Source organism: Neisseria sp. Ec49-e6-T10 (assembly GCF_051132615.1).
Lineage (GTDB): Bacteria > Pseudomonadota > Gammaproteobacteria > Burkholderiales > Neisseriaceae.
Map to the genome: position 1 here is coordinate 2,516,069 of NZ_CP152375.1, position 19,169 is coordinate 2,535,237.

The 19,169-nt window shown below is 34.3% G+C and carries 20 protein-coding genes; 9 read left to right on the plus strand and 11 right to left on the minus strand.

Features of this window, described 5'->3' with window-relative positions; genetic code table 11:
• Window positions 1-286: 286 nt before the first annotated feature.
• The 3 genes from AADH04_RS12545 to AADH04_RS12555 all read right to left on the minus strand — a co-directional run bounded on the left by AADH04_RS12545 (window position 287) and on the right by AADH04_RS12555 (window position 2,457).
• Window positions 287-682 (minus strand): hypothetical protein, encoded by a 396-nt coding sequence (locus AADH04_RS12545; protein ID WP_434777611.1) that lies wholly within the window; start codon window positions 680-682, stop codon window positions 287-289.
• A gap of 1,250 nt (window positions 683-1,932) precedes the next feature.
• Window positions 1,933-2,223 carry a hypothetical protein gene (locus AADH04_RS12550; protein WP_434777612.1) on the minus strand — a complete coding sequence of 97 codons (291 nt, stop codon included), beginning with the start codon at window positions 2,221-2,223 and terminating at the stop codon, window positions 1,933-1,935.
• A 105-nt stretch (window positions 2,224-2,328) separates the two neighbouring features.
• Window positions 2,329-2,457, minus strand: coding sequence for a hypothetical protein (locus AADH04_RS12555; protein ID WP_434777613.1), 129 nt, complete (start codon window positions 2,455-2,457; stop codon window positions 2,329-2,331).
• 238 nt (window positions 2,458-2,695) lie between these two features.
• Between AADH04_RS12555 and AADH04_RS12560 the strand changes: the two genes are divergently transcribed.
• The 3 genes from AADH04_RS12560 (at window position 2,696) to AADH04_RS12570 (ending at window position 3,584) form a co-directional block, all read left to right on the plus strand.
• Window positions 2,696-2,953 (plus strand): GlsB/YeaQ/YmgE family stress response membrane protein, encoded by a 258-nt coding sequence (locus tag AADH04_RS12560; protein ID WP_434777614.1) that lies wholly within the window; start codon window positions 2,696-2,698, stop codon window positions 2,951-2,953.
• Window positions 2,954-3,156: 203 nt separating this feature from the next.
• A complete protein-coding gene (locus AADH04_RS12565) occupies window positions 3,157-3,381 on the plus strand; it encodes a cold shock domain-containing protein (protein ID WP_434777615.1) in 225 nt (74 codons plus the stop codon).
• An 80-nt stretch (window positions 3,382-3,461) separates the two neighbouring features.
• Window positions 3,462-3,584, plus strand: a complete 123-nt coding sequence (locus AADH04_RS12570; RefSeq protein WP_434777616.1) for an entericidin A/B family lipoprotein — start codon at window positions 3,462-3,464, stop codon at window positions 3,582-3,584.
• Between the two features lie 56 nt (window positions 3,585-3,640).
• Here AADH04_RS12570 and AADH04_RS12575 read toward each other — a convergent pair whose 3' ends face one another.
• The 7 genes from AADH04_RS12575 to AADH04_RS12605 all read right to left on the minus strand — a co-directional run bounded on the left by AADH04_RS12575 (window position 3,641) and on the right by AADH04_RS12605 (window position 10,359).
• Window positions 3,641-3,913: a hypothetical protein gene (locus tag AADH04_RS12575; protein ID WP_434777617.1), complete on the minus strand. Its 273-nt coding sequence runs from the start codon at window positions 3,911-3,913 to the stop codon at window positions 3,641-3,643.
• Window positions 3,910-4,251, minus strand: a complete 342-nt coding sequence (locus AADH04_RS12580; RefSeq protein WP_434777618.1) for a hypothetical protein — start codon at window positions 4,249-4,251, stop codon at window positions 3,910-3,912. Before AADH04_RS12580 ends, AADH04_RS12575 begins: the two co-directional genes overlap by 4 nt.
• Before the next feature lie 528 nt (window positions 4,252-4,779).
• A complete protein-coding gene (locus tag AADH04_RS12585; protein ID WP_434777619.1) occupies window positions 4,780-5,556 on the minus strand; it encodes a ferredoxin--NADP reductase in 777 nt (258 codons plus the stop codon).
• Between the two features lie 86 nt (window positions 5,557-5,642).
• Window positions 5,643-7,430 (minus strand): lipid A export permease/ATP-binding protein MsbA, encoded by a 1,788-nt coding sequence (gene msbA / locus AADH04_RS12590; protein WP_434777620.1) that lies wholly within the window; start codon window positions 7,428-7,430, stop codon window positions 5,643-5,645.
• A gap of 7 nt (window positions 7,431-7,437) precedes the next feature.
• Window positions 7,438-8,565 carry a glycosyltransferase family 4 protein gene (locus AADH04_RS12595; RefSeq protein ID WP_434777621.1) on the minus strand — a complete coding sequence of 376 codons (1,128 nt, stop codon included), beginning with the start codon at window positions 8,563-8,565 and terminating at the stop codon, window positions 7,438-7,440.
• Window positions 8,566-8,597: 32 nt separating this feature from the next.
• A complete protein-coding gene (gene thrC / locus AADH04_RS12600; RefSeq protein ID WP_434777622.1) occupies window positions 8,598-10,013 on the minus strand; it encodes a threonine synthase in 1,416 nt (471 codons plus the stop codon).
• 31 nt (window positions 10,014-10,044) lie between these two features.
• Window positions 10,045-10,359 (minus strand): hypothetical protein, encoded by a 315-nt coding sequence (locus AADH04_RS12605; RefSeq protein WP_434777623.1) that lies wholly within the window; start codon window positions 10,357-10,359, stop codon window positions 10,045-10,047.
• A 485-nt stretch (window positions 10,360-10,844) separates the two neighbouring features.
• On the opposite strand from AADH04_RS12605, the gene AADH04_RS12610 reads away from it, so the two are divergent.
• Window positions 10,845-12,065 carry an MFS transporter gene (locus AADH04_RS12610; RefSeq protein WP_434777624.1) on the plus strand — a complete coding sequence of 407 codons (1,221 nt, stop codon included), beginning with the start codon at window positions 10,845-10,847 and terminating at the stop codon, window positions 12,063-12,065.
• A gap of 222 nt (window positions 12,066-12,287) precedes the next feature.
• On the plus strand, window positions 12,288-12,773 hold the full coding sequence (eco, locus tag AADH04_RS12615) for a serine protease inhibitor ecotin (protein WP_434777625.1): 486 nt from the start codon (window positions 12,288-12,290) through the stop codon (window positions 12,771-12,773).
• A gap of 141 nt (window positions 12,774-12,914) precedes the next feature.
• Here the strand turns inward: eco and AADH04_RS12620 are convergent, their stop codons facing one another.
• A complete protein-coding gene (locus AADH04_RS12620) occupies window positions 12,915-14,387 on the minus strand; it encodes a multicopper oxidase family protein (protein WP_434777626.1) in 1,473 nt (490 codons plus the stop codon).
• 172 nt (window positions 14,388-14,559) lie between these two features.
• On the opposite strand from AADH04_RS12620, the gene AADH04_RS12625 reads away from it, so the two are divergent.
• The 4 genes from AADH04_RS12625 to AADH04_RS12640 all read left to right on the plus strand — a co-directional run bounded on the left by AADH04_RS12625 (window position 14,560) and on the right by AADH04_RS12640 (window position 18,966).
• Entirely contained in the window at window positions 14,560-15,240 is a 681-nt protein-coding gene (locus AADH04_RS12625; RefSeq protein ID WP_434777627.1) for a heavy metal response regulator transcription factor, read from the plus strand.
• Complete coding sequence (locus AADH04_RS12630; RefSeq protein WP_434777628.1) at window positions 15,233-16,624, plus strand: Cu(+)/Ag(+) sensor histidine kinase; 1,392 nt, start codon at window positions 15,233-15,235, stop codon at window positions 16,622-16,624. The genes AADH04_RS12625 and AADH04_RS12630 overlap by 8 nt, the downstream gene beginning before the upstream one ends.
• Window positions 16,625-16,791: 167 nt before the next feature.
• Window positions 16,792-18,105, plus strand: coding sequence for a ferredoxin reductase family protein (locus tag AADH04_RS12635; protein WP_434777629.1), 1,314 nt, complete (start codon window positions 16,792-16,794; stop codon window positions 18,103-18,105).
• 411 nt (window positions 18,106-18,516) lie between these two features.
• Window positions 18,517-18,966 carry a PliI family lysozyme inhibitor of I-type lysozyme gene (locus AADH04_RS12640; RefSeq protein WP_434777630.1) on the plus strand — a complete coding sequence of 150 codons (450 nt, stop codon included), beginning with the start codon at window positions 18,517-18,519 and terminating at the stop codon, window positions 18,964-18,966.
• Window positions 18,967-19,169: the final 203 nt, after the last annotated feature.

Sequence of the window (19,169 nt, forward strand, 5' to 3'; positions counted from 1 at the left end):
ACTTGAACTCAACTATTATTTTTTATAAACCCCTTATTCTATTATGACACTCATGCCATGGTACATCGGAATTCAGATATACCTAATTTACGGATTGTGTAATAGTGTAATTTTAAAGCGGATCAATGTGGGTCTAAAACAGCCTATTTTTTAATTAACATAATATAAATTTATAGATAAGTATATGTAAGTTTGCGCGATTTTTGGCACAGTTTTGCATTTATTTTGTCATAGAGAAAATGACAAAACCAACGCTAAAATTAACGATTTTTTTGTCACTAATTAATCATTTTTCTTCGGTCAACTCTGTGATACCATTTTCAGATTGTAAGCATGAGCGGACAGCACTAAGTAATTTTTCCATCTTTTCTTTTCTGGTATCTTTACCAAATAAACGATTAAAAAATCTCCCCCCTTCAACAGACACAAAGACTACCCATATATCTATTTCCTCATCTTCGTTACCGCAGCAAACATATAATCTATAATCATCATCTTTTACCCAAATCACACGACCAAAATCTTCAGAAAAAACATCAATAATTGTAAAACCCTTTGTTGATAGTTCTTTAGCTAACCACTCAGTAAGCTTTTTTCCATATCTTTTCGGATTTACTTTTTCGTCTTCACCTGGAATGACTGGAAAAAGATTTGATTTGAACCTTAGATTGGAAGAAAACATATATTCCCCTTAATCCTTAATTAAATAACGTATAGTTTATCAGTTTTTCTTCACAAATTTCTTATTATGACACTCATGCTGTTTTGGGTAATAAGTCCATACGCTTTCAATGGAGCAAGGTTTTAATCCTAGTTCAGCCATTCTGGTATCGTGTTCAGATTTGGCTTAAGCTTGTTGAGTAAGATCATCTGTCATGTATTCAGCCCATATATCACGGTTTTCAGGCGTATCTGCGACATTTCCAAGCCAGTCCTTATAGTGACTTCATTAAAGTAGATAATGCTTACAACCCATCCTAGAGCCTTGGCTTTTTTAGCTAAGATTTCAGTTCTTGAATCGTTTTTGTATTTAATAATAGATATGCTACTGGGAGCAGCATAAGAGAGTATTTCTTCTATGAATGAAAAGTAAGAGTTCATATATATAGGATATCATATTTTTGTGTGCCAAATTTGTGCCACAATTATATTTTACATGGTTGCAAAGCCTTTTAAATCGTTGTATTTGCTTTTTGTGCAAGGGGCGCAAATTATTGATTAATAAAGGTTTTAAAAGCTAAGGTGCTGCATGGCATGCAAGAGGTCAGCGGTTCGATCCCGCTTACCTCCACCAATATCTATAACGGTTTTAATAGTATTTAAAAAATCGATATTAAAAAGTTCTTCTAATAAGAATTAATATTTGTTTTTTCTATGCTTTCAACATGATAAAAGTCAACCTAAATTTTCAGTAATAATCTAAAATACCAATTTATTTGCATAAAATTTAAATAATAGGGATGTAAATACAATATTTTATTTTATTCGATATTTTACCAATAGCTATATTTAATGTTGATTTCTATTATTTTTGTTCACCTCGTCTCTATAAATGTAGCTGTGGTAGAATTGGAGAAGAAAAAAATTAATATCGGAAAAAGGGACGAAATGAAGAAGATATTAGTCGTCTATTTAATGTTTATAAGTTTATCTGCATCCGCCACGGTATAAATGGATGGGTTCTGTATAGAAGAAGGGTGGGCTGAAATACGCGTCCCTTATATAGGTATAGCTTGCGTACTACCAAATGGAAAGTATTATGAGATTTTTGATTTATATAACAATAGAGATAAAAGGTTTCAATCCTTATTTATAACATATTCAGGGAAAAGCCCTTCTCCAAAGCAAATACAAAAAGCTAAAGAGCAAATGAGTAAAGATGGATATACAGTAGATTAGATGTTAAAGCTCCTGAGTTAAAGGAGTTTTTATTTATGCCTTAAAAGTTACTAATATTTTTTCTGCTTTTGAAAAAAAAGTATCTATAAGCTTGTGCCATCTATAACCACTCCATTCAACTTTAAAACGACCATAAATAATATCATCCATCAAGCCTTTCGGATGAAATATTTCGTGTAGCTCATCTAAAGCTTTTTGTTTGTTTTTAATATTTATATCTGTTACTAAAATACGGTATTGCCTTTTAGTCTCGCCTAGCCAATAATTTTTTTTATTTCGTTTTAATAGCAGAATAATGATCTTATATAATGTTTCCAAGCTCATCTTGTTTATCATAAGTGTTCTTAATAAAAATATTGATAACGTTTAGATGTTAACTTTATTTTACTCAGTATTCAACTCAGCAAGCCGTTTCTGAAGTGTTACTATTTAATGGCCTAGTTGGTGGTTTTCTGCAACCTCTTGATCTATAACGGTTGGCGCATCAGCAACTCTGGTGTTGTCGGGTAGTTCGTTGGTTGCTGCTGCGTCATGGAACAATCGGAAAATGGCAGACAAGTCACAATCATTTTATACATATATAGGAGCCTCTTAAATAATTATTTGACCTTTTTCTTTTACTACTTAAACACTTTATATACTATTAAGCGGTGAAAATATAAGGTTTATATCAAGATATATTGATCAATTTTATATATTTTATACATAAAAATTTTATAAAAAAATATAAAATTTTTGTTTTTTGTTTTATATAATGTTAATATAAAATCACCATTTTATAAATATAAAGGAGAAGATGATGGGCCTGTTATCATGGATAATATTTGGTTTGATCGCAGGGGCATTAGCGAAATGGATCATGCCTGGTAAAAATAATAGTGGTTTAGTCATTACCACTATTTTGGGGGTGGTGGGGGCTGTTGTTGGCGGCTGGATCAGTACGTTTTTTGGTATGGGAAAAGTAGATGGTTTCAATATAGGTAGTTTTGTCGTTGCTATTATTGGGGCTTTGGTTGTGCTATTTATCTATCAGAAAATTAAGGCCAACTCATAGTTCATGTTGTTTTTATACGTTTATTTTTATCATTTTTATGATATTTTTTTGTTTGATAAAAATAATTGATAATAGAGGTAGGCCTGATACATGGTTTTTCAATATATATTTTTAAGTAAGCCAACTATGATTGAAAGACTAAAAAATAATTATTGATATTCTTTGTTATCAGGTTAGTTGAAAAATATAATAAGGATAATTATATGAATATAAATAATAAGATTGGTTTTTTTCAATGGTTTAATCAAGAAAAGGGATTAGGTGTTATTATTCCTGAAGATGGTTCTAGGGAAGTAATGCTGGATATTATTTGGTTGGATGAGAAAAGAGAAAAACAATATAAAAGTTTAGAAAATGGGCAAAAAGTGGTTTTTAAAGTTGAAAGAGGTCATAAAGTGACGACAGTGCTTGATGTTGTACTGATTTAAGATTGTTTGTTATGAGTTTTTATTGGCCAATTTTTATTGATGATTACATTGGATGTCATCATGTTTATAAAGGAGCTAAAATGAAAAAAATTATTATTGCAACATGTGTCTTATGCTTTGCTTTAGCTGGATGTAATACAGTTAAAGGTGTCGGTAAGGATATTCAAAAAGGTGGAGAAGCATTAGAAAACTCCGCAAATTAAAATACAAAAAATAAAGCCTCTAAAAGGGGCTTTATTTTTTATAGTATAGTTCTTGATTATTTTGCGGACTCTGTCATTGTCGTAAGTATATTTCGGCATTGTTCTTCGGATGTTTTGCTCAAACGAATTTTTGTTTGTTTTTTTGCTTGTTCAATTTTTATTGTATTTTCTTCATGATCAAAATCGTGAAGCGTATTAATATAAACATTATAGGCTTCAAGACAGGTACCTTTAAGTTTATATTTTTCTTCTGGTTCTTTGTTATCACAGCCCATTATAGTCAGAAGAAGTGCTAAGGGAGTTATATAATTGATAAAGTGTTTGTTCATTTTATCTCCTTATATAGAGGAGAAGTCTCTGAAGTTGCTTGATCATGTTTTGATATGCATTCCAAAGCAATCGTTTCTGTTTGATTTAAAGCCATTTCAAGATTATTCGCTCTAATATTATCTATTGAATGCCTTTTTCCATTAATCTCAATAAATACTATATAAGAGTTACCAATATCTTTTGATACAATTATTGTTAAAAAATGATCACCGACTTTCAATGATTTTTGATAACTTCTTGTCTCTAAGTTTTTCCATCCTTTTTGTAAAATAGGTTGAGCCTGCTCTTGATCAAGCGTGTTGTTAAGATTATTTCTGGATAAAGAAAGATTATTCATCTTTTAACCTTTTTGATGTTAAGGTAATAATTTTATCACAAATTATATATAAAATGCATTTTAAATCAATATTTATTATATTTGGTCTATAGTATGTGGATACAGAACTAATCATTAAAAGGTGAGTTTGAATGATATTCGTTGTTGGGCAACTTAAATAACCTAGAATTTAGTTGTATATATAAATTTTGTGCTCAGTAAATTTATATTGATGGTTTTTTATAGGTAAAAAAATACCCCACATGGAAGTGGGGCAAAACAAAGGAGAAACCATTATGATTTCTAGACTACAAAAGGATGAATGCATTCTATCAATAACAGCTCAAGTTGTATATACATTGAATGGTTAAAAGACGTAAATTTTGATTTTGTTGTGTAAATGTATATGTATGTTGTGAATAAAAATGGATATTAAGCTATTTTGACAAAGATAAAATTGTACCGATTCAGTATTTTTTTAAATAAACACAATAATGAGCGTAAAAAAAGAGGCAATAAAATATTGCCTCTTTCTTTTGAAGAGGTGTTTTATTGCTCAACAAACGCTCTTTCAATAACGTAGTCGCCACGCTCTCCGGTTTTAGGAGATACTTTAAAACCATAGTCGTTGAGCATGGTGCTGGTATCTTTTAGCATTTCGGGGCTGCCACATAACATCGCACGATCTAAAGTTGGGTCAATCATGGGTAGGCCTGTATCTTTAAAAAATTGCCCATTAGTGATTAACTGAGTTAAACGACCTTTATGTTTAAAGTCTTCCCGAGTCACGGTAGGGTAGTAAACAAGTTTTTCCTGAATCATTTCACCTAAAAATTCATCATTTGGTAAAGTTTCGGTGAAACGTTCATAATAGGCTAAGTCTTTAATATAACGAACACCATGGATTAAAATCACTTTTTCATAGGATTCATATATTTCAGGATCTTTAGTTAAACTCAGAAATGGTGCGAGCCCTGTACCTGTAGACAATAAATAAATGTTTCGACCTGGGTTTAAATCACTTAATACAAGTGTTCCTGTTGGTTTTTTGCTGATTAAAATATCATCTCCTACTTTTATATGTTGTAGGTGACTGGTTAATGGGCCGTCAGGTACTTTAATACTAAAGAACTCTAGGTGTTCTTCGTAATTTGCACTGGCTACGCTGTAGGCGCGCATTAGGGGTTTACCATCAATCATTAAACCCACCATGACAAATTGTCCATTTTCAAAGCGTAGTGATTCATCTCGTTCAGTGGTAAAACTAAAATAGTTTTCATTCCAATGGTGAATACTCAGTACTTTTACGGTATTAAATGCGGCCATATTTATTCCTTTTAAAAAAAATGACTATATAGAATATTTGTTTGGTTTTCTAGTAATATAAAACCATTTTTTTATAACTAATTATTTTAAGGAGAAGGTTCTTCCAATGTTGATTTGCTTTCTTTAAATTGCATTTTATGGAGGCTAGCATAACGTCCATCTAAGGCTAATAGTTCTTGATGAGTACCTTGTTCAATAATTTGTCCTTGATGCATCACAACGATCATATCTGCGTTTTCAATGGTAGATAAGCGATGAGCCACCACTAATGTTGTACGATTTTGCATCAAATTATCTAAGGCAGCTTGTACCAAACGTTCAGATTGAGTATCCAAGGCACTGGTGGCTTCATCCAATATTAGAATAGGCGCGTTTTTCAGCAAGGCTCTGGCGATAGCCAAACGTTGACGTTGCCCACCAGATAAACGCACACCATTTTCACCAATTAAGGTGTTAAAACCTTCTGGCATGGTATTGATAAATTCAAGCGCATTTGCGGCAATAGCTGCGGCTTTAATTTCTTCTTCTGTTGCACCAAATTTACCATAGGCGATATTGGCTGCTACAGTATCGTTAAATAACACAACTTCCTGACTAACTAATGCCATTTTCTCACGTAGGCTTTTGAGTTGAAACTCATTGATTGGTGTACCATCTATACTGATATAGCCATCAGTTGGTAAATAAAAACGAGGAATTAAATTGGTTAAGGTTGTTTTTCCACTGCCAGAAAATCCTACTAAGGCAACTGTTTTACCTGAAGGAATAGTTAAGCTAATGTTATCGATTGAATTAGTACTGGCTGCTGGATAGCGAAAAGAAACTTGATGAAATTGAATATTTCCTTGAGTATCTTCTAGGAGTTTTGTACCATCATCTGGTTCACTGGTTTCGTCTAAAAAACCAAAAACGCTTTCTGCTGCTGCGAGCCCTAGTTGTAAAGATTGGGTAATACTGGTGATTCTTTTAATTGGAGAAAATAGTGCAAGCATAGCTGTTAAAAATGCTAAAAAATCACCTGCAGTAAAGTTATTTTGACTGGCTCGTTGCATAGCAAAATATAAAATTACAGCTAAAGCGCAGGCAATAATTAGTTGGGTGACGCCTGTACTCATTGATGAAGTGCTGGTTTGTTTAACATTGTTATGGCGAATGGAAATGGCCGCTTGTTTAAAGCGAGTTTCTTCATATTTTTGCCCGCCATATATTTTGACTACTTTTGAACAATCAATGCTTTCACTGAGTACTTGTGTTAATTCTCCCATTAGCTGTTGGTTTTTACGGGATAGACCACGTAAGCGTTTACTCACAAAGCGAACACATATTGTCACAACAGGTAGGACAAGTAAGGTAATCGTAGTTAGTTGCCAATCAATATAAAGTAATACACCTAATAGGCCAATTACAGTTACACCGTCTTTGATGGTTACTGTAATAACATTAAAACCTGCTGCTGTGATTTGAGTAACATCATTTGTAATGCGGGAAACGACGCGACCAGATGTATGATCATCATAAAAAGCAGTGGGGAGGGCAAGTAATTTAGCAAATAACTCTTGTCTTAAACTTTGTACTAAATGATTAGATAAATAACTGCCAGTATATTCATTGATAAAGCCTGTTACACCTCGTAATAAAAACAAGCCAATAATGGCCAAGGGCACCCAGTACATGGCGGCGGGGTTTTTTTGTACAAAACCTTCATCTACTAACGGCTTTGTCAGCATGGCAACGAGTGGTTCAGTAGACGCAGCAAGAGATAAAGAAATCATGCTGACGATAAAAATTTTGAAATAACCACGAAGATACTTAAACAGCCGTTTATAAAGTGCAACACTGGCAGTAAAACTACTGGTTTGGGTTGTTTTGTTCATAAAGTTCTTAAACTAAAAGCGTTTGGTAAAGAGCGACAAGCTCATTACTCATGTTTTCTAATGTTAATTGGCCAACGCTTATATGAGCATGTTCACTAAGTTGTTGGGCGTTTTGTTTATGGGCAATTAGCCATTTGCCAATGGCATTAGACCATGTTTTATCTTGTAGTGCATCTGCGATAAAGCCATTTTGTCCTTCAGTAATAAGTTCTGATGCGCCGCAAGTGTGAGATGTTATCACAGGTAAACCACTGGCTAAAGCTTCGATACAGGCATTAGGAAAAGGATCATATAAAGTTGGTAAGATAAAGGCATCTGCCGCGCCTAAAAAAGGCAATATATTTTCTTGTTTACCCATAAAAAAACAACGTGTATCTACGTTCAATTTCTTGGCTAAAGATCTATATTGGTTTAAACGTTTATCATGACCAACAATCAGCAAGGATACTTCTGGGTTTTGGACAAGTCCTTTTAATGCACGAGCAACGCCTTTTCGTTCAAAGCCTGAGCCTACATATAGTAATAATGGGGTTTGTTCATTAATTTTTAAAGATGCCCTCACTTCTTGTCGGTATTTTTTTAGGGTAGGGGAAAAAGTTTTAGTGTCGACACCATTATAAATAACCGTTATTTTATGCTCAGGTAAACCAAAATAAGTTTGAATTTCTTTTTTGATCATATGCGAGTTACAAATAACTTTTTTTAGCTCAGGATGTGTAAACATAGCTTTTTCAGCATATTTAACATAATGGTGGTAAGGATTGAAAAATTGCGCAATTGCGCCTTTTATGCCACGTGAAGCTCTTCTTAATTTTAGCCAGTGAGCATGAACACCATCTCCTGCTCGATAAACGTGGGCGCCAGCAATACGTTCATGAGATTGAATTAAGTCAAAATGATTTTTTTGCCAAAATTGACGACATTGATATGCAAAACTGAAGTCTCTCCAAACATTACCTAAGTAAAAAGGGTTGATGATATGTGCTGTGATTCCCGCAAGAGGTTCCCATTTGCGCGTGATTAAGTGAATATCTAAATCCTTATGGGCGTGTAGAGCCTGTAAAGCCCTACTCACAAAGCGCTCTGCTCCGCCCATAGCCGAGTATTTCTGCCGAATGAGGACAATTTTACTCATAAGTGTCCCAAAATATTGAGTTTCATCATATATTAGGATGCAAGAGCATTTTGAATAAAGCTTTTAACTAGATTGGCATCATTTTGTATGATGCTCACTTTTTGTGGTAGTTGTTCAATCCCCTCTAAAGGTGTCGGCACAGGAATATGAACCGAAGAGTCAATGGCTTCTTTAATTGTTTCCTCAAATTTAATTGCTAAAGCAGTTTCTAAACAAATGATTTTTTCATTAGGTTTGCGTACTTCTCGTGCAACTTTTACGCCATCAGCAGTATGGGGATCGATAAGTTGTTTATCTTGTGCATAAACTTGAGCAATTGTTTTTAAACGGTCGGCATGAGTACTCTTGCCAGAAGTAAATCCAAATTGATTGTGTATTGAATCTAGTTTTTCTGCATAATTAAAGCCAGTTTTTGCATCAACTTGTTTCCACAATGTTTTGATTTTTTCTGGGTTTTTACCACTCAGATCAAAAATAAAACGTTCGAAGTTTGAGGCTTTGGAAATATCCATAGAAGGGCTGGAGGTTATATAGGTTTTATCTGTTCCTCTTGGTGTGTAATGGCCTGTTTTAAAAAATTCGTCTAAGACATCATTTTCATTTGTCGCCACAATTAAACGATCAATAGGTAGCCCCATTTGTTTGGCGATGTGTCCAGCACAAATATTGCCAAAGTTACCACTGGGTACACAAAAGCTGACTTTTTCTTGATTATTATTGGTACTGGCTAAATAGCCTTTAAAGTAATAAACAACTTGAGCCACAATTCTTGCCCAGTTAATTGAGTTTACCGTGCCAATTTTGTAGGTGTTTTTAAATTGAGCATCATTTTGTACAGCTTTAACAATATCTTGGCAATCATCAAATAAACCCTCAACAGCAATATTGTAAATATTTTTGTCTTGTAAACTATACATTTGCGCACGTTGAAACGCACTCATTTTGCCATTTGGAGAAAGCATAAAGACATTAATCCCTTTTTTGCCTCTCATGGCATATTCAGCAGCACTGCCTGTGTCACCACTGGTGGCACCTAATATATTCAGTTGAGCTGATTTTTTCTCTAATACATATTCAAAAATATTACCCAAAAATTGCATGGCCATATCTTTAAACGCCAAAGTTGGGCCATTGGATAAAGCTTGAATAATAATGCCATCATTTAAAGAGCGAACAGGGGTAATATCGGTAGAACCAAAAATTTCAGCAGTATAAGTTTTGTGAACCAGTTGTTTGAGGTCTTTTTCGTTGATATCCGTAATAAATAATCGCATAATTTCAAATGCAAGATCAGCATAAGATAATTGGCGCCATTGAGCCAGCGTTGCATCATCAATTTGTGGATAGTGTTCAGGCATAACCAAACCACCATCTGGTGCCAATCCCATTAATAGCACGTCACAAAAATGTTGAGGAGGTAACTCACCACGGGTACTGATATAGCGCATAATTAGTTCCTGATTTTAATGGTAAAAGTGATTATTTAAAGTAATTAAGTTTTTGAGCGCAGACAATAACTGAGTTTGCCGCTACAGTTGCCACAGTTTTTTTTCGTTCTGTTGGGTTGGTCAAAACAGTGCTGATTTCTTCATTGGTCGCTTGATTAAAGGCTTCGTCACTGACACAGCGACAAATTTCTTGTACTTTATCTTGTTTATTGGCCAATAAAATTGCCAAAATTTGGTTTTGGTTGATTTGTTCCTGACACTCTTGTGCGACTGTTTGGCCGAATACAAAGCGTGCGCTTTTTTGCGCAAATGTATTATTTTCAGTAGAACATGCCAAAAGGCTCATGAGTATGAGTAATCCAAGAGCAGGAGTCTTTATTATGTTTGTCATGTATTAAGTATGATATTTTAAAATTGCTTTTGTAAGGACAACGTTCATTTTACAGAAAATAAGTATTGAAAAGCAAATAAAATAAGATATCGTTATCTTTATCAAATTCTTTTAAAATAATAGTTTGCATGAAAAGGGGTGTTTGTTGTTAAAGTAATATGAGTTAATAATTTTCTTAGTTAAACTACGGCAATCGTTTTTATCTGATTTTTTTTACTCTATAAAACCTTGATAAACTGAGATACAAATAAATGCATCGTATTGATTTTTCTTAATCTAAAGTAATCTCTAGCATTTTTTCTTTGTCTATCATGATAGTTTGACTATAACGGCTTACTTTATTCTGTTGTTTATTCTTGCCTTGATATGATTTTTATATCAAGATATTTTGCAAACTAAATAATTACCCTTTATGAGGGGCTACAATATAAGGAGTACTCATGGGAGAAATCATACAGAAACAGCCTGTTGTTTCTAAAAATAAATTATTATTTATTGCGGGTTTAGGCTGGTTATTTGATGCAATGGATGTTGGATTATTGTCTTTTATTTTGGCTGCATTAAAACAGGATTGGGGTTTAAGTGCAACTGAGTTGGGTTGGATTGGTGGTGTTAATTCAATCGGAATGGCTGTAGGTGCTTTTGTTTTTGGTGTATGGGCAGATAAACGAGGGCGTAAATCTGCATTTATGTTTACCTTGCTCTTGTTTAGCTTAGCAAGTGGTTTAACTGCATTTGCTCAGGGCTTAGTGATTTTTATGATTTTGCGTTTTTTTATTGGTATGGGCTTAGGGGGAGAACTGCCTGTTGCCTCTACTTTAGTGAGTGAGAGTGTACCAGCAAATGAAAGAGGGCGTATTGTTGTTTTATTAGAGAGCTTTTGGGCTTTTGGCTGGTTAGCTGCGGCATTAATTGCTTACTTTGTGATTCCTCAGTGGGGCTGGCGTGCGGCGATGTTATTGTGTGCCTTACCTGCCTTATATACTATTTATTTACGTCGTAATTTACCTGAGTCGGATCATTTTGAGCGTATTGAATCAGCAGATAAAAAATTATCCGTAATGTGTAAAATACAAGCTTTATGGGCACCAGAGTACCGACGATCAACGATTATGTTATGGATTGTTTGGTTTACTGTTGTTTTTTCTTATTATGGTATGTTTTTATGGCTCCCCAGTGTTGTCATGATGAAAGGATTTTCCTTAATTAAAAGTTTTGAATATGTTTTAGTCATGACTTTGGCCCAATTGCCTGGGTATTTTACTGCTGCCTGGCTAATTGAAAAGGTGGGACGTAGGTTTGTTTTGGTGACTTACCTATCTGGAACTGTTGTGAGTGCCTTCTTCTTTGGTGAAGCGACAAGTAGCATGCAATTGATTGCTTTTGGCATGCTTTTATCGTTTTTTAATTTAGGTGCTTGGGGGGCACTTTATGCTTATACACCAGAACAATATCCCACTGCTATTCGTGCCACGGGAGCTGGGTTAGCAGCTTCTGTCGGTCGTATAGGAGGGATACTTGGGCCATTAATGGTTGGTTATTTTGTTGCAGCAAATTTGTCTATTTCTCTCATATTTATTGTGTTTTGTTTGACCATTGTGTTGGGTATTTTGGCGATTATCTTTTTAGGAAGAGAAACAAAAATGTTGGACTTAACATAATTGATTTATAACTATAACATCATACAGTCGAGTTTTTTTGAGAATATAGAAATTTGTTTGCTGGTTATATTTAAAATATTAATTATTATTTTAAATATATATGATAAGATAATGTCCAAATAAAGCAAGTAATGGCTTGTGTATTCAATAGTGATCACTATATGATATATGTAATTAAGTTAGATTTATTTCAATATAGTTAATTTAGAGAAGGATAAAAAAATGAAATTGACTCAATTAGCACTGCTTTCAGCCGCATTATTGACAATGGGCTCTGTACAGGCTGCACCAAATACTGCATTAGAAAAAGTTGCTCCTTACCCAAAAGCAGAAACAGGTTATACCCGTAATGTGATTAATTTGCCTACATTAAAAAATGAAGATAATGTTAAAGTAGAGCTATTAATAGGTAAAGATTTAATGGTTGATTGTAATCGCCAAATGTTAGGTGGCACTATTGAAACCAAAACATTACAAGGTTGGGGGTATGATTATTTTGTTGTGAGTGATGTCAAAGGTCCTATGTCTACTTTAATGGCGTGTCCTAATCAACAAAAACGTAAAGCATTTGTTCGTATAGGTAATATTAATCAATTGTATCGTTATAACAGTAAATTACCTATGGTGATTTATGTGCCAAAAGATGTACAAGTAAAATACCGTATTTGGAGCGCTTCGCCAAAAATACAAATTGCTAAAGAGCAATAAACTTTAGTTTTAACCCAAAGTTGAGCCACAATATAAGCATTTATATTGTGGCTTTTTGTTGAATAAGTTACGGATAATTATTCTATAAAAACCTCTATTATTTTTAGGTAGGCAAGTAAAGAGATGAGTATTTTTATAGTATTATTTTGCCTCTAATTGCCCCATCATTCCCGCATCTTCATGTTCTAAAATATGGCAATGATACATTCGGATTCCTTTTTGATTTTGTACAGTAATAATTCGTGCTTTCTCATAAGGTTTTAAATTTATTGTATCTTTTAGCATTTTATACTCAGGTTTTTTGATTTGCCCATTTTGCTCAAACTCTTTCACTAAAAAATGTGTCCCGTGAAGGTGGAAGTTATGATCCATATGAGAATTGTTATAAATTTCCCATTCTTCTACTTGACCAACTTTGGTGTGGATATCAATACGGTTCATATCATGTTCTTTGCCATTAATGAAGAAGTTCATATGTTCTTCGGAGTAGGTTAATTGTCTTTTAACCGTTGGGGTGCCAAAATCAGCAATGGTTCTTAATTTTTTAGGCAGGGTGATGGTTTGTCCATTTTGCATCTTAACTTGGCCTAAAATGAGGTCTTTTTCTGGTGGTACATTGCCCATTTTTTGACGATCGTATGCCAATGCGGTTAGGTTAAAATGGCCAGTATGCTTTGGTGTCAGTACAATTTCAGCTCTCTCTCCAGGGGTTAAGAGTATTGTGTTAATGGCTTGAGGAGTTTCTAATAATCCACCATCATTGCTAACTAAATAAGCTTCAACTTGATCTTCCGGAAAATTCAAATTGAGGTAACGAGCAGAGTTGCCATTCCAGATACGCCATCTTTGAGTGCCATTTAACGAAATTTCAGGCTGTTTTTGCCCATTAATCAATGTATATTGTCCTTCTCGTCCATTCATTCTGTCCATCATAGAGCTAGGGGCAATTTGCCCGTTTGGATCTAACTTCAGATCAGATATAAATAGGTTTTGTTCAGGAATGTCGCGTAATGGGTCATTAGGGTCTCTGACAATAAATAATCCTGCTAAGCCTCTATAAACTTGCTCAGCAGTTGCTTTATGGGTATGAGGGTGGAACCAATGACTTCCTGCCATATTTTGTGTCAGTTTAAATTGATACATATGTGATTGTTTGATGGCTACAGGGTCTTGTGGGTTACCATCTTGATCGGCAGGAATACTTAAACCATGCCAATGAATCGTGGTTTCTTGTGGTAATTGATTATTCAATTTAATGTTGACTTGGGTACCCACTTGAGTATCTATTACAGGTAAAAGCGTATCATTGTATAACCAAAACTGTGTACTTTGACCCGTTGCTAAAGTGACATCAGTAGGTTTGGCGGTTAAAGTAGCTTCAAAAACCCCCGCTTTTTTACTGGTGTTTTTAACTAGTGCTAAAGGTTTCAATGGTTCATTTGTTGGTAGTTTGATGTATTCTTGTAAAGTGGTCTCTTGCATCATCATATGCATATTGTTTTGCTCAGGCATTTTATGGTTCATCATTTGTTTATGTTGTTCTTGAGCAAGGGCATAACCAGAAAATAATAAACTACTGGTTAATAAGCTGATGAAAATCTTATGGTGAAGCATGTGTCGTTCTCCTAATCTACTAATCGGGTTAAGTTTTATAAAGTACATTTTAATGTTTGTTGAAGGTCATTTCGGTGACGGATTTATGACAATTTTGTCATCTTGGTGACAGGCTTAAATAAGATTGTGTATAGTATGTTGTATTGGATGAACTTGTGATTTAAAACATAATATGAAACTATTGATTGTGGAAGATGAAATAAAAACGGGTGATTATCTGCGTCAAGGGTTAACTGAGGCGGGTTTTATCGTAGATTTAGCAAGAAGGGGGCTAGATGGTTACCACTTTGCGATGACCGAACATTATGATCTGATTATATTAGATGTGATGTTGCCTGATTTAGATGGCTGGAAAATCATAGAATCTTTAAGAAATGCAGGTAAGGTGATGCCCGTTTTATTATTAACTGCTATGGGGACTGTTGAGAATAGAGTAAAAGGCTTGGAGTTAGGAGCAGATGATTATTTGGTTAAGCCATTTGATTTTGCTGAATTATTAGCAAGAGTGAGAACATTATTACGCAGAGGCATCATACCTGTTTCATCAAATATACTAGAGATAGCTGATATGAAGCTTGATTTAATCCGTCGTAAAGTTACCCGTCAAGGAGAAAAGATCAATTTAACCAATAAAGAATTTGTTTTATTAGAGTTTTTAGTTCGCCATCAAGGTGAAGTATTACCTCGCTCTTTGATTGCTTCACAAGTGTGGGATATGAATTTTGACAGTGACACTAATGTTATTGATGTGGCTATTCGTCGTTTACGTTCTAAAATAGACAATGATTTTGAGCCAAAATTAATTCATACAGTTCGTGGTATGGGCTATGTTTTGGAAGCAACTGATGAATAACGCAGTAAAGCGGCCATTATCTTTAATCTTAAGATTAACTTTATTTATTGGTGTGGCTAATGTACTTATTTTTTTGGTCTTTGGCTGGTTTATTGAGCGTTCAGTAGAGCAGCACTTTGATGAACAAGATATCTTGGAGCTTAATCTGGTGATACAGTCTATTCAAAAAGTGTTTAATAGCCATTTGGTGACAGATAATCAATATGATCCTATTCGTAAAGACTTAGATTCTATTCTGGATAATCATCGCAGTATTGCCATCAGAATTTTTCAGGCAAGTAAAATAATCTATCAAAGTGATCAGGTAGTTGTGCCTGAAACATATCTACAGCAAGCAAACAATCATATACAGTTTTATACTTGGCAAGCACAAAATAAACAATATCATATTGCGCTCAAAGCAATGAATCAAAATAATTCTAGGATACCATACACCGTAATGGTGGTCATGGATAAAGAATTTCATTTGCATTATATTCATGAGTTCAGAAGACACTTATGGGCTGTTATGCTGTCGTCCAGCTTGGTGATGATTTTGGTTTCATGTTTGCTGGTCTATCATGGTTTAACACCGCTGCGTCGAATTAATACACAAATTCAGCGTATTGGTTCAGAGCAATTGCATTTGAGATTATCTGAAAATGTGCCAAGAGAACTTATAGGATTGGTTTCATCTTTTAATCATATGATTGAACGTATTGAAGATGTGTTTCAACGACAATCTAATTTTTCTGCCGATATTGCACATGAAATGCGTACCCCCATTACCAATTTAACGACACAAACGCAGATTGCTCTAAGCCAAGCACGTTCTACCGAAGAATATAGAGAAATTTTGTATTCTAATTTAGAGGAGTATGGGCGTTTAGCCAAAATGATTAATGATATGCTGTTTTTGGCTCAAGCAGACAGTAAATTATTGATCCCAGAAAAAACAAAAATCAGCTTAAAAGCAGAGTTGGAAAACCTCTTTGATTATTTTGAGGCATGGGCAGAAGATAGAGATGTCACATTGACCTTACTGGGAGATGTTTCAACGATAGATGGAGACAGATTAATGATTCGTAGAGCATTAAGTAATCTGTTATCAAATGCCATTCGTTATACACCAAAGGGGCAGAGCGTCACAGTAACATTAAGTGTGCAAGAACAAACCGTGTGTATTTGTGTCCAAAATTTAGGAAAAACCATCTCAAAAGAACATTTGTCCCATTTATTTGATCGGTTTTATAGAGTCGATCAATCAAGGCAAAGGAATGGGGAGGGTGCAGGAATTGGCTTAGCCATTGTTCAGTCCATTATCGAAGCTCATGAGGGGAGTATTTCGGTGACATCTACTAATGGATTGACTCAATTCATCATTTTTTTACCAAACTCAATTTAGCCCGTCAATGACCTATCTTTTTTAGATAAATAAACAAGAATCATTTTTATTTTCAATGTGTTAATTTTTGCAATTTAGAGTAAATAAGCATCAAACTTAATCAAATTTTAATGATTATGCGTTATTCTTATGACCACAAATTAAAAAAATGAGTTTTGGAGAAAAAAATGAAAGTTGTTTATTCTATTATCGGGGTTGTGACTACACTATGGGTTATCTCAATTGCTTTATTGACCAATACGACATGGGATGTGTGGTTTTTGCGTAAGCAATTAATATTACTGACAGGGTTGATTGCTTTTACACTGATGGCTTTTATTATGGTTTTATCCATTCGACCAAAATGGCTTGAAAAACATATGGCTGGGTTGGATAAAATGTATTTAATCCATAAATGGGCAGGTATTTGGGCCATTATTACAGGAGCCTTGCATTATTTAATGGAGTTAGCAGGCCCTTTATTAGCAGAGTTTTTTGTTAGAGGTGCCAAAGGCCCTAAAGTAGAAAATTTCTTGTCACCTTTTAGGGGCATTTCCAAAGATCTGGGTGAGTGGGTTATGTGGTTCTTACTTGTGGCTTTGGTGATTACCTTGTGGCATAAATTTTCTTACACCATTTGGCGTTATACGCATAAATTGATGCCTGTGGTGTTTGTTATTTTAGCATTTCATGCAGTTGTCTTGTCTCCAGTAGAGTATTGGACACAACCAATAGGTTGGCTGGTTGCTGTTTGTAGTTTCATTGGTGTTTGGTGCGCAGTGGTTGCTTTATTTGGTTTGATTGGTAAAAGTAGAACTTACAAAGCCACTGTGCAAGAGGTGGATCAATTAAATTCAGGTGTAATTAATGTTACTTGTCAGTTACAGGGTAATTGGCAACATAAAGCAGGACAGTATGCGTTTTTACAAAGCAGTAAATTAGAAGGTGCACACCCTTTTACCATTTCTTCAGCAGACAGTAAAAATAATACTGTGCGTTTCAGTATTAAAGCATTGGGAGACTACACCAATTATTTACAAACTCATCTCAAAGCAGGAGATTTAGTGACGATTGAAGGGCCTTATGGTTGTTTTGATTTTCGTGAGGCTTTAAGTAAGAATAAACGACAAATATGGATAGCTGGCGGAATAGGCGTGACCCCATTTATTGCTTGGCTTGAATCATTAAAAACACAACCATTAAAAGAGGATGAGTTTGTTGAGCTATACTATTGTGTTCGTAATGAACAAGAAGGCAGCTTTGCTCAATATCTGACACAATTGGCTTCTGAAGTTGCACAGGTAAGCTTACATATTCACTATAGTGATCAGAGTGGTTATTTAAATGCGGATGCATTAAATTTACACAAAGATACGCAAGGTGTTTATCCAAATATCTGGTTTTGTGGGCCAATGAATTTTTCGGCTTCATTGAAAAAAGGATTGGAAGAAAAAGAAGTGCCATTAAAACAGTTTCATCAAGAGGCATTTCAAATGCGTTAAAACAGTAATAGTAGGTATCTAATACACGAGGTAACTCAAAAAGCCAACGAGCAAGAAGAAATTAGTTGAAGATTGGTTTATAAGATCATTATTTCGTATAAAAAAGGCAGAGCATAATGGCTCTGCCTTTTTTTACTGATTGTGGAGAACTAGAATACTGTTATGTTAATACGTCGTCCATATTTGATAATATTTCACTCATTTTAAAATTTTAAATGCTAGGGGGCATGATGATTGGTTTTTTAAGTTTAACCAAATTTGAGTAGTTTTCAGCCTATTGTAAATAGAAAAGAAAAAACAGTATAAGTACTCAATTTAAACTGCTTGAATAATGGTATATGTAATTTGTACTGGCTTAAATTTAATTGGTCAATTATGATCTTAATGTAAACTTAAAATGAAAGCTGAAGTATGAAAACTTTATTGTATGTATTTGTTGGATTTTTGGCATTAACTACGAAAAGCGTGTTTGCATATAATGGCAAAATAATCACATTACCGGACTCGAGAGTCGCTGTTGTTGCCAGTGGTGATCTAGAAGGTGCATCCGTTGGTAGCTACTCATTAGCAATTTATACTAATAGTGATTTGATTGATTTTGTAGTAGGCGCTATATTTCCGCGAGATGGCTCAATTTTTATGGATAATGGAGAGCCTAGAGTTGAATTTGCTGATATGAATGGTGATGGAAAAGAAGAGATTGTTATTACAAAGTTGACAGCTGGTTCTGGGGCGTATCTTGAGGTGGATATTCTATCAATTGAAGATAAAAGTATAAAATTATTGGCAAGAGAAACAGGTGAAGATAAAACTGCGATTTTAAAAATACTAGAAAAAAAACTAAAAAATAAAGATCACTAATTGGGAGTGTTCATCTGTTGTAACTAAATCAAAGCCTGTGTGATGGCACCGGCTTTTTACTTTGCTTAAGGTGTTTTACGAATTTCGGCCAAATCCAGCAATATCATATTAATTCCCAATTTACTTTTTATTTTCCATATGAGCTATATACAGTATCTCTTTTATTTTTATGATAAAATCTAAAGCGTAAGAGTCGTTCACTG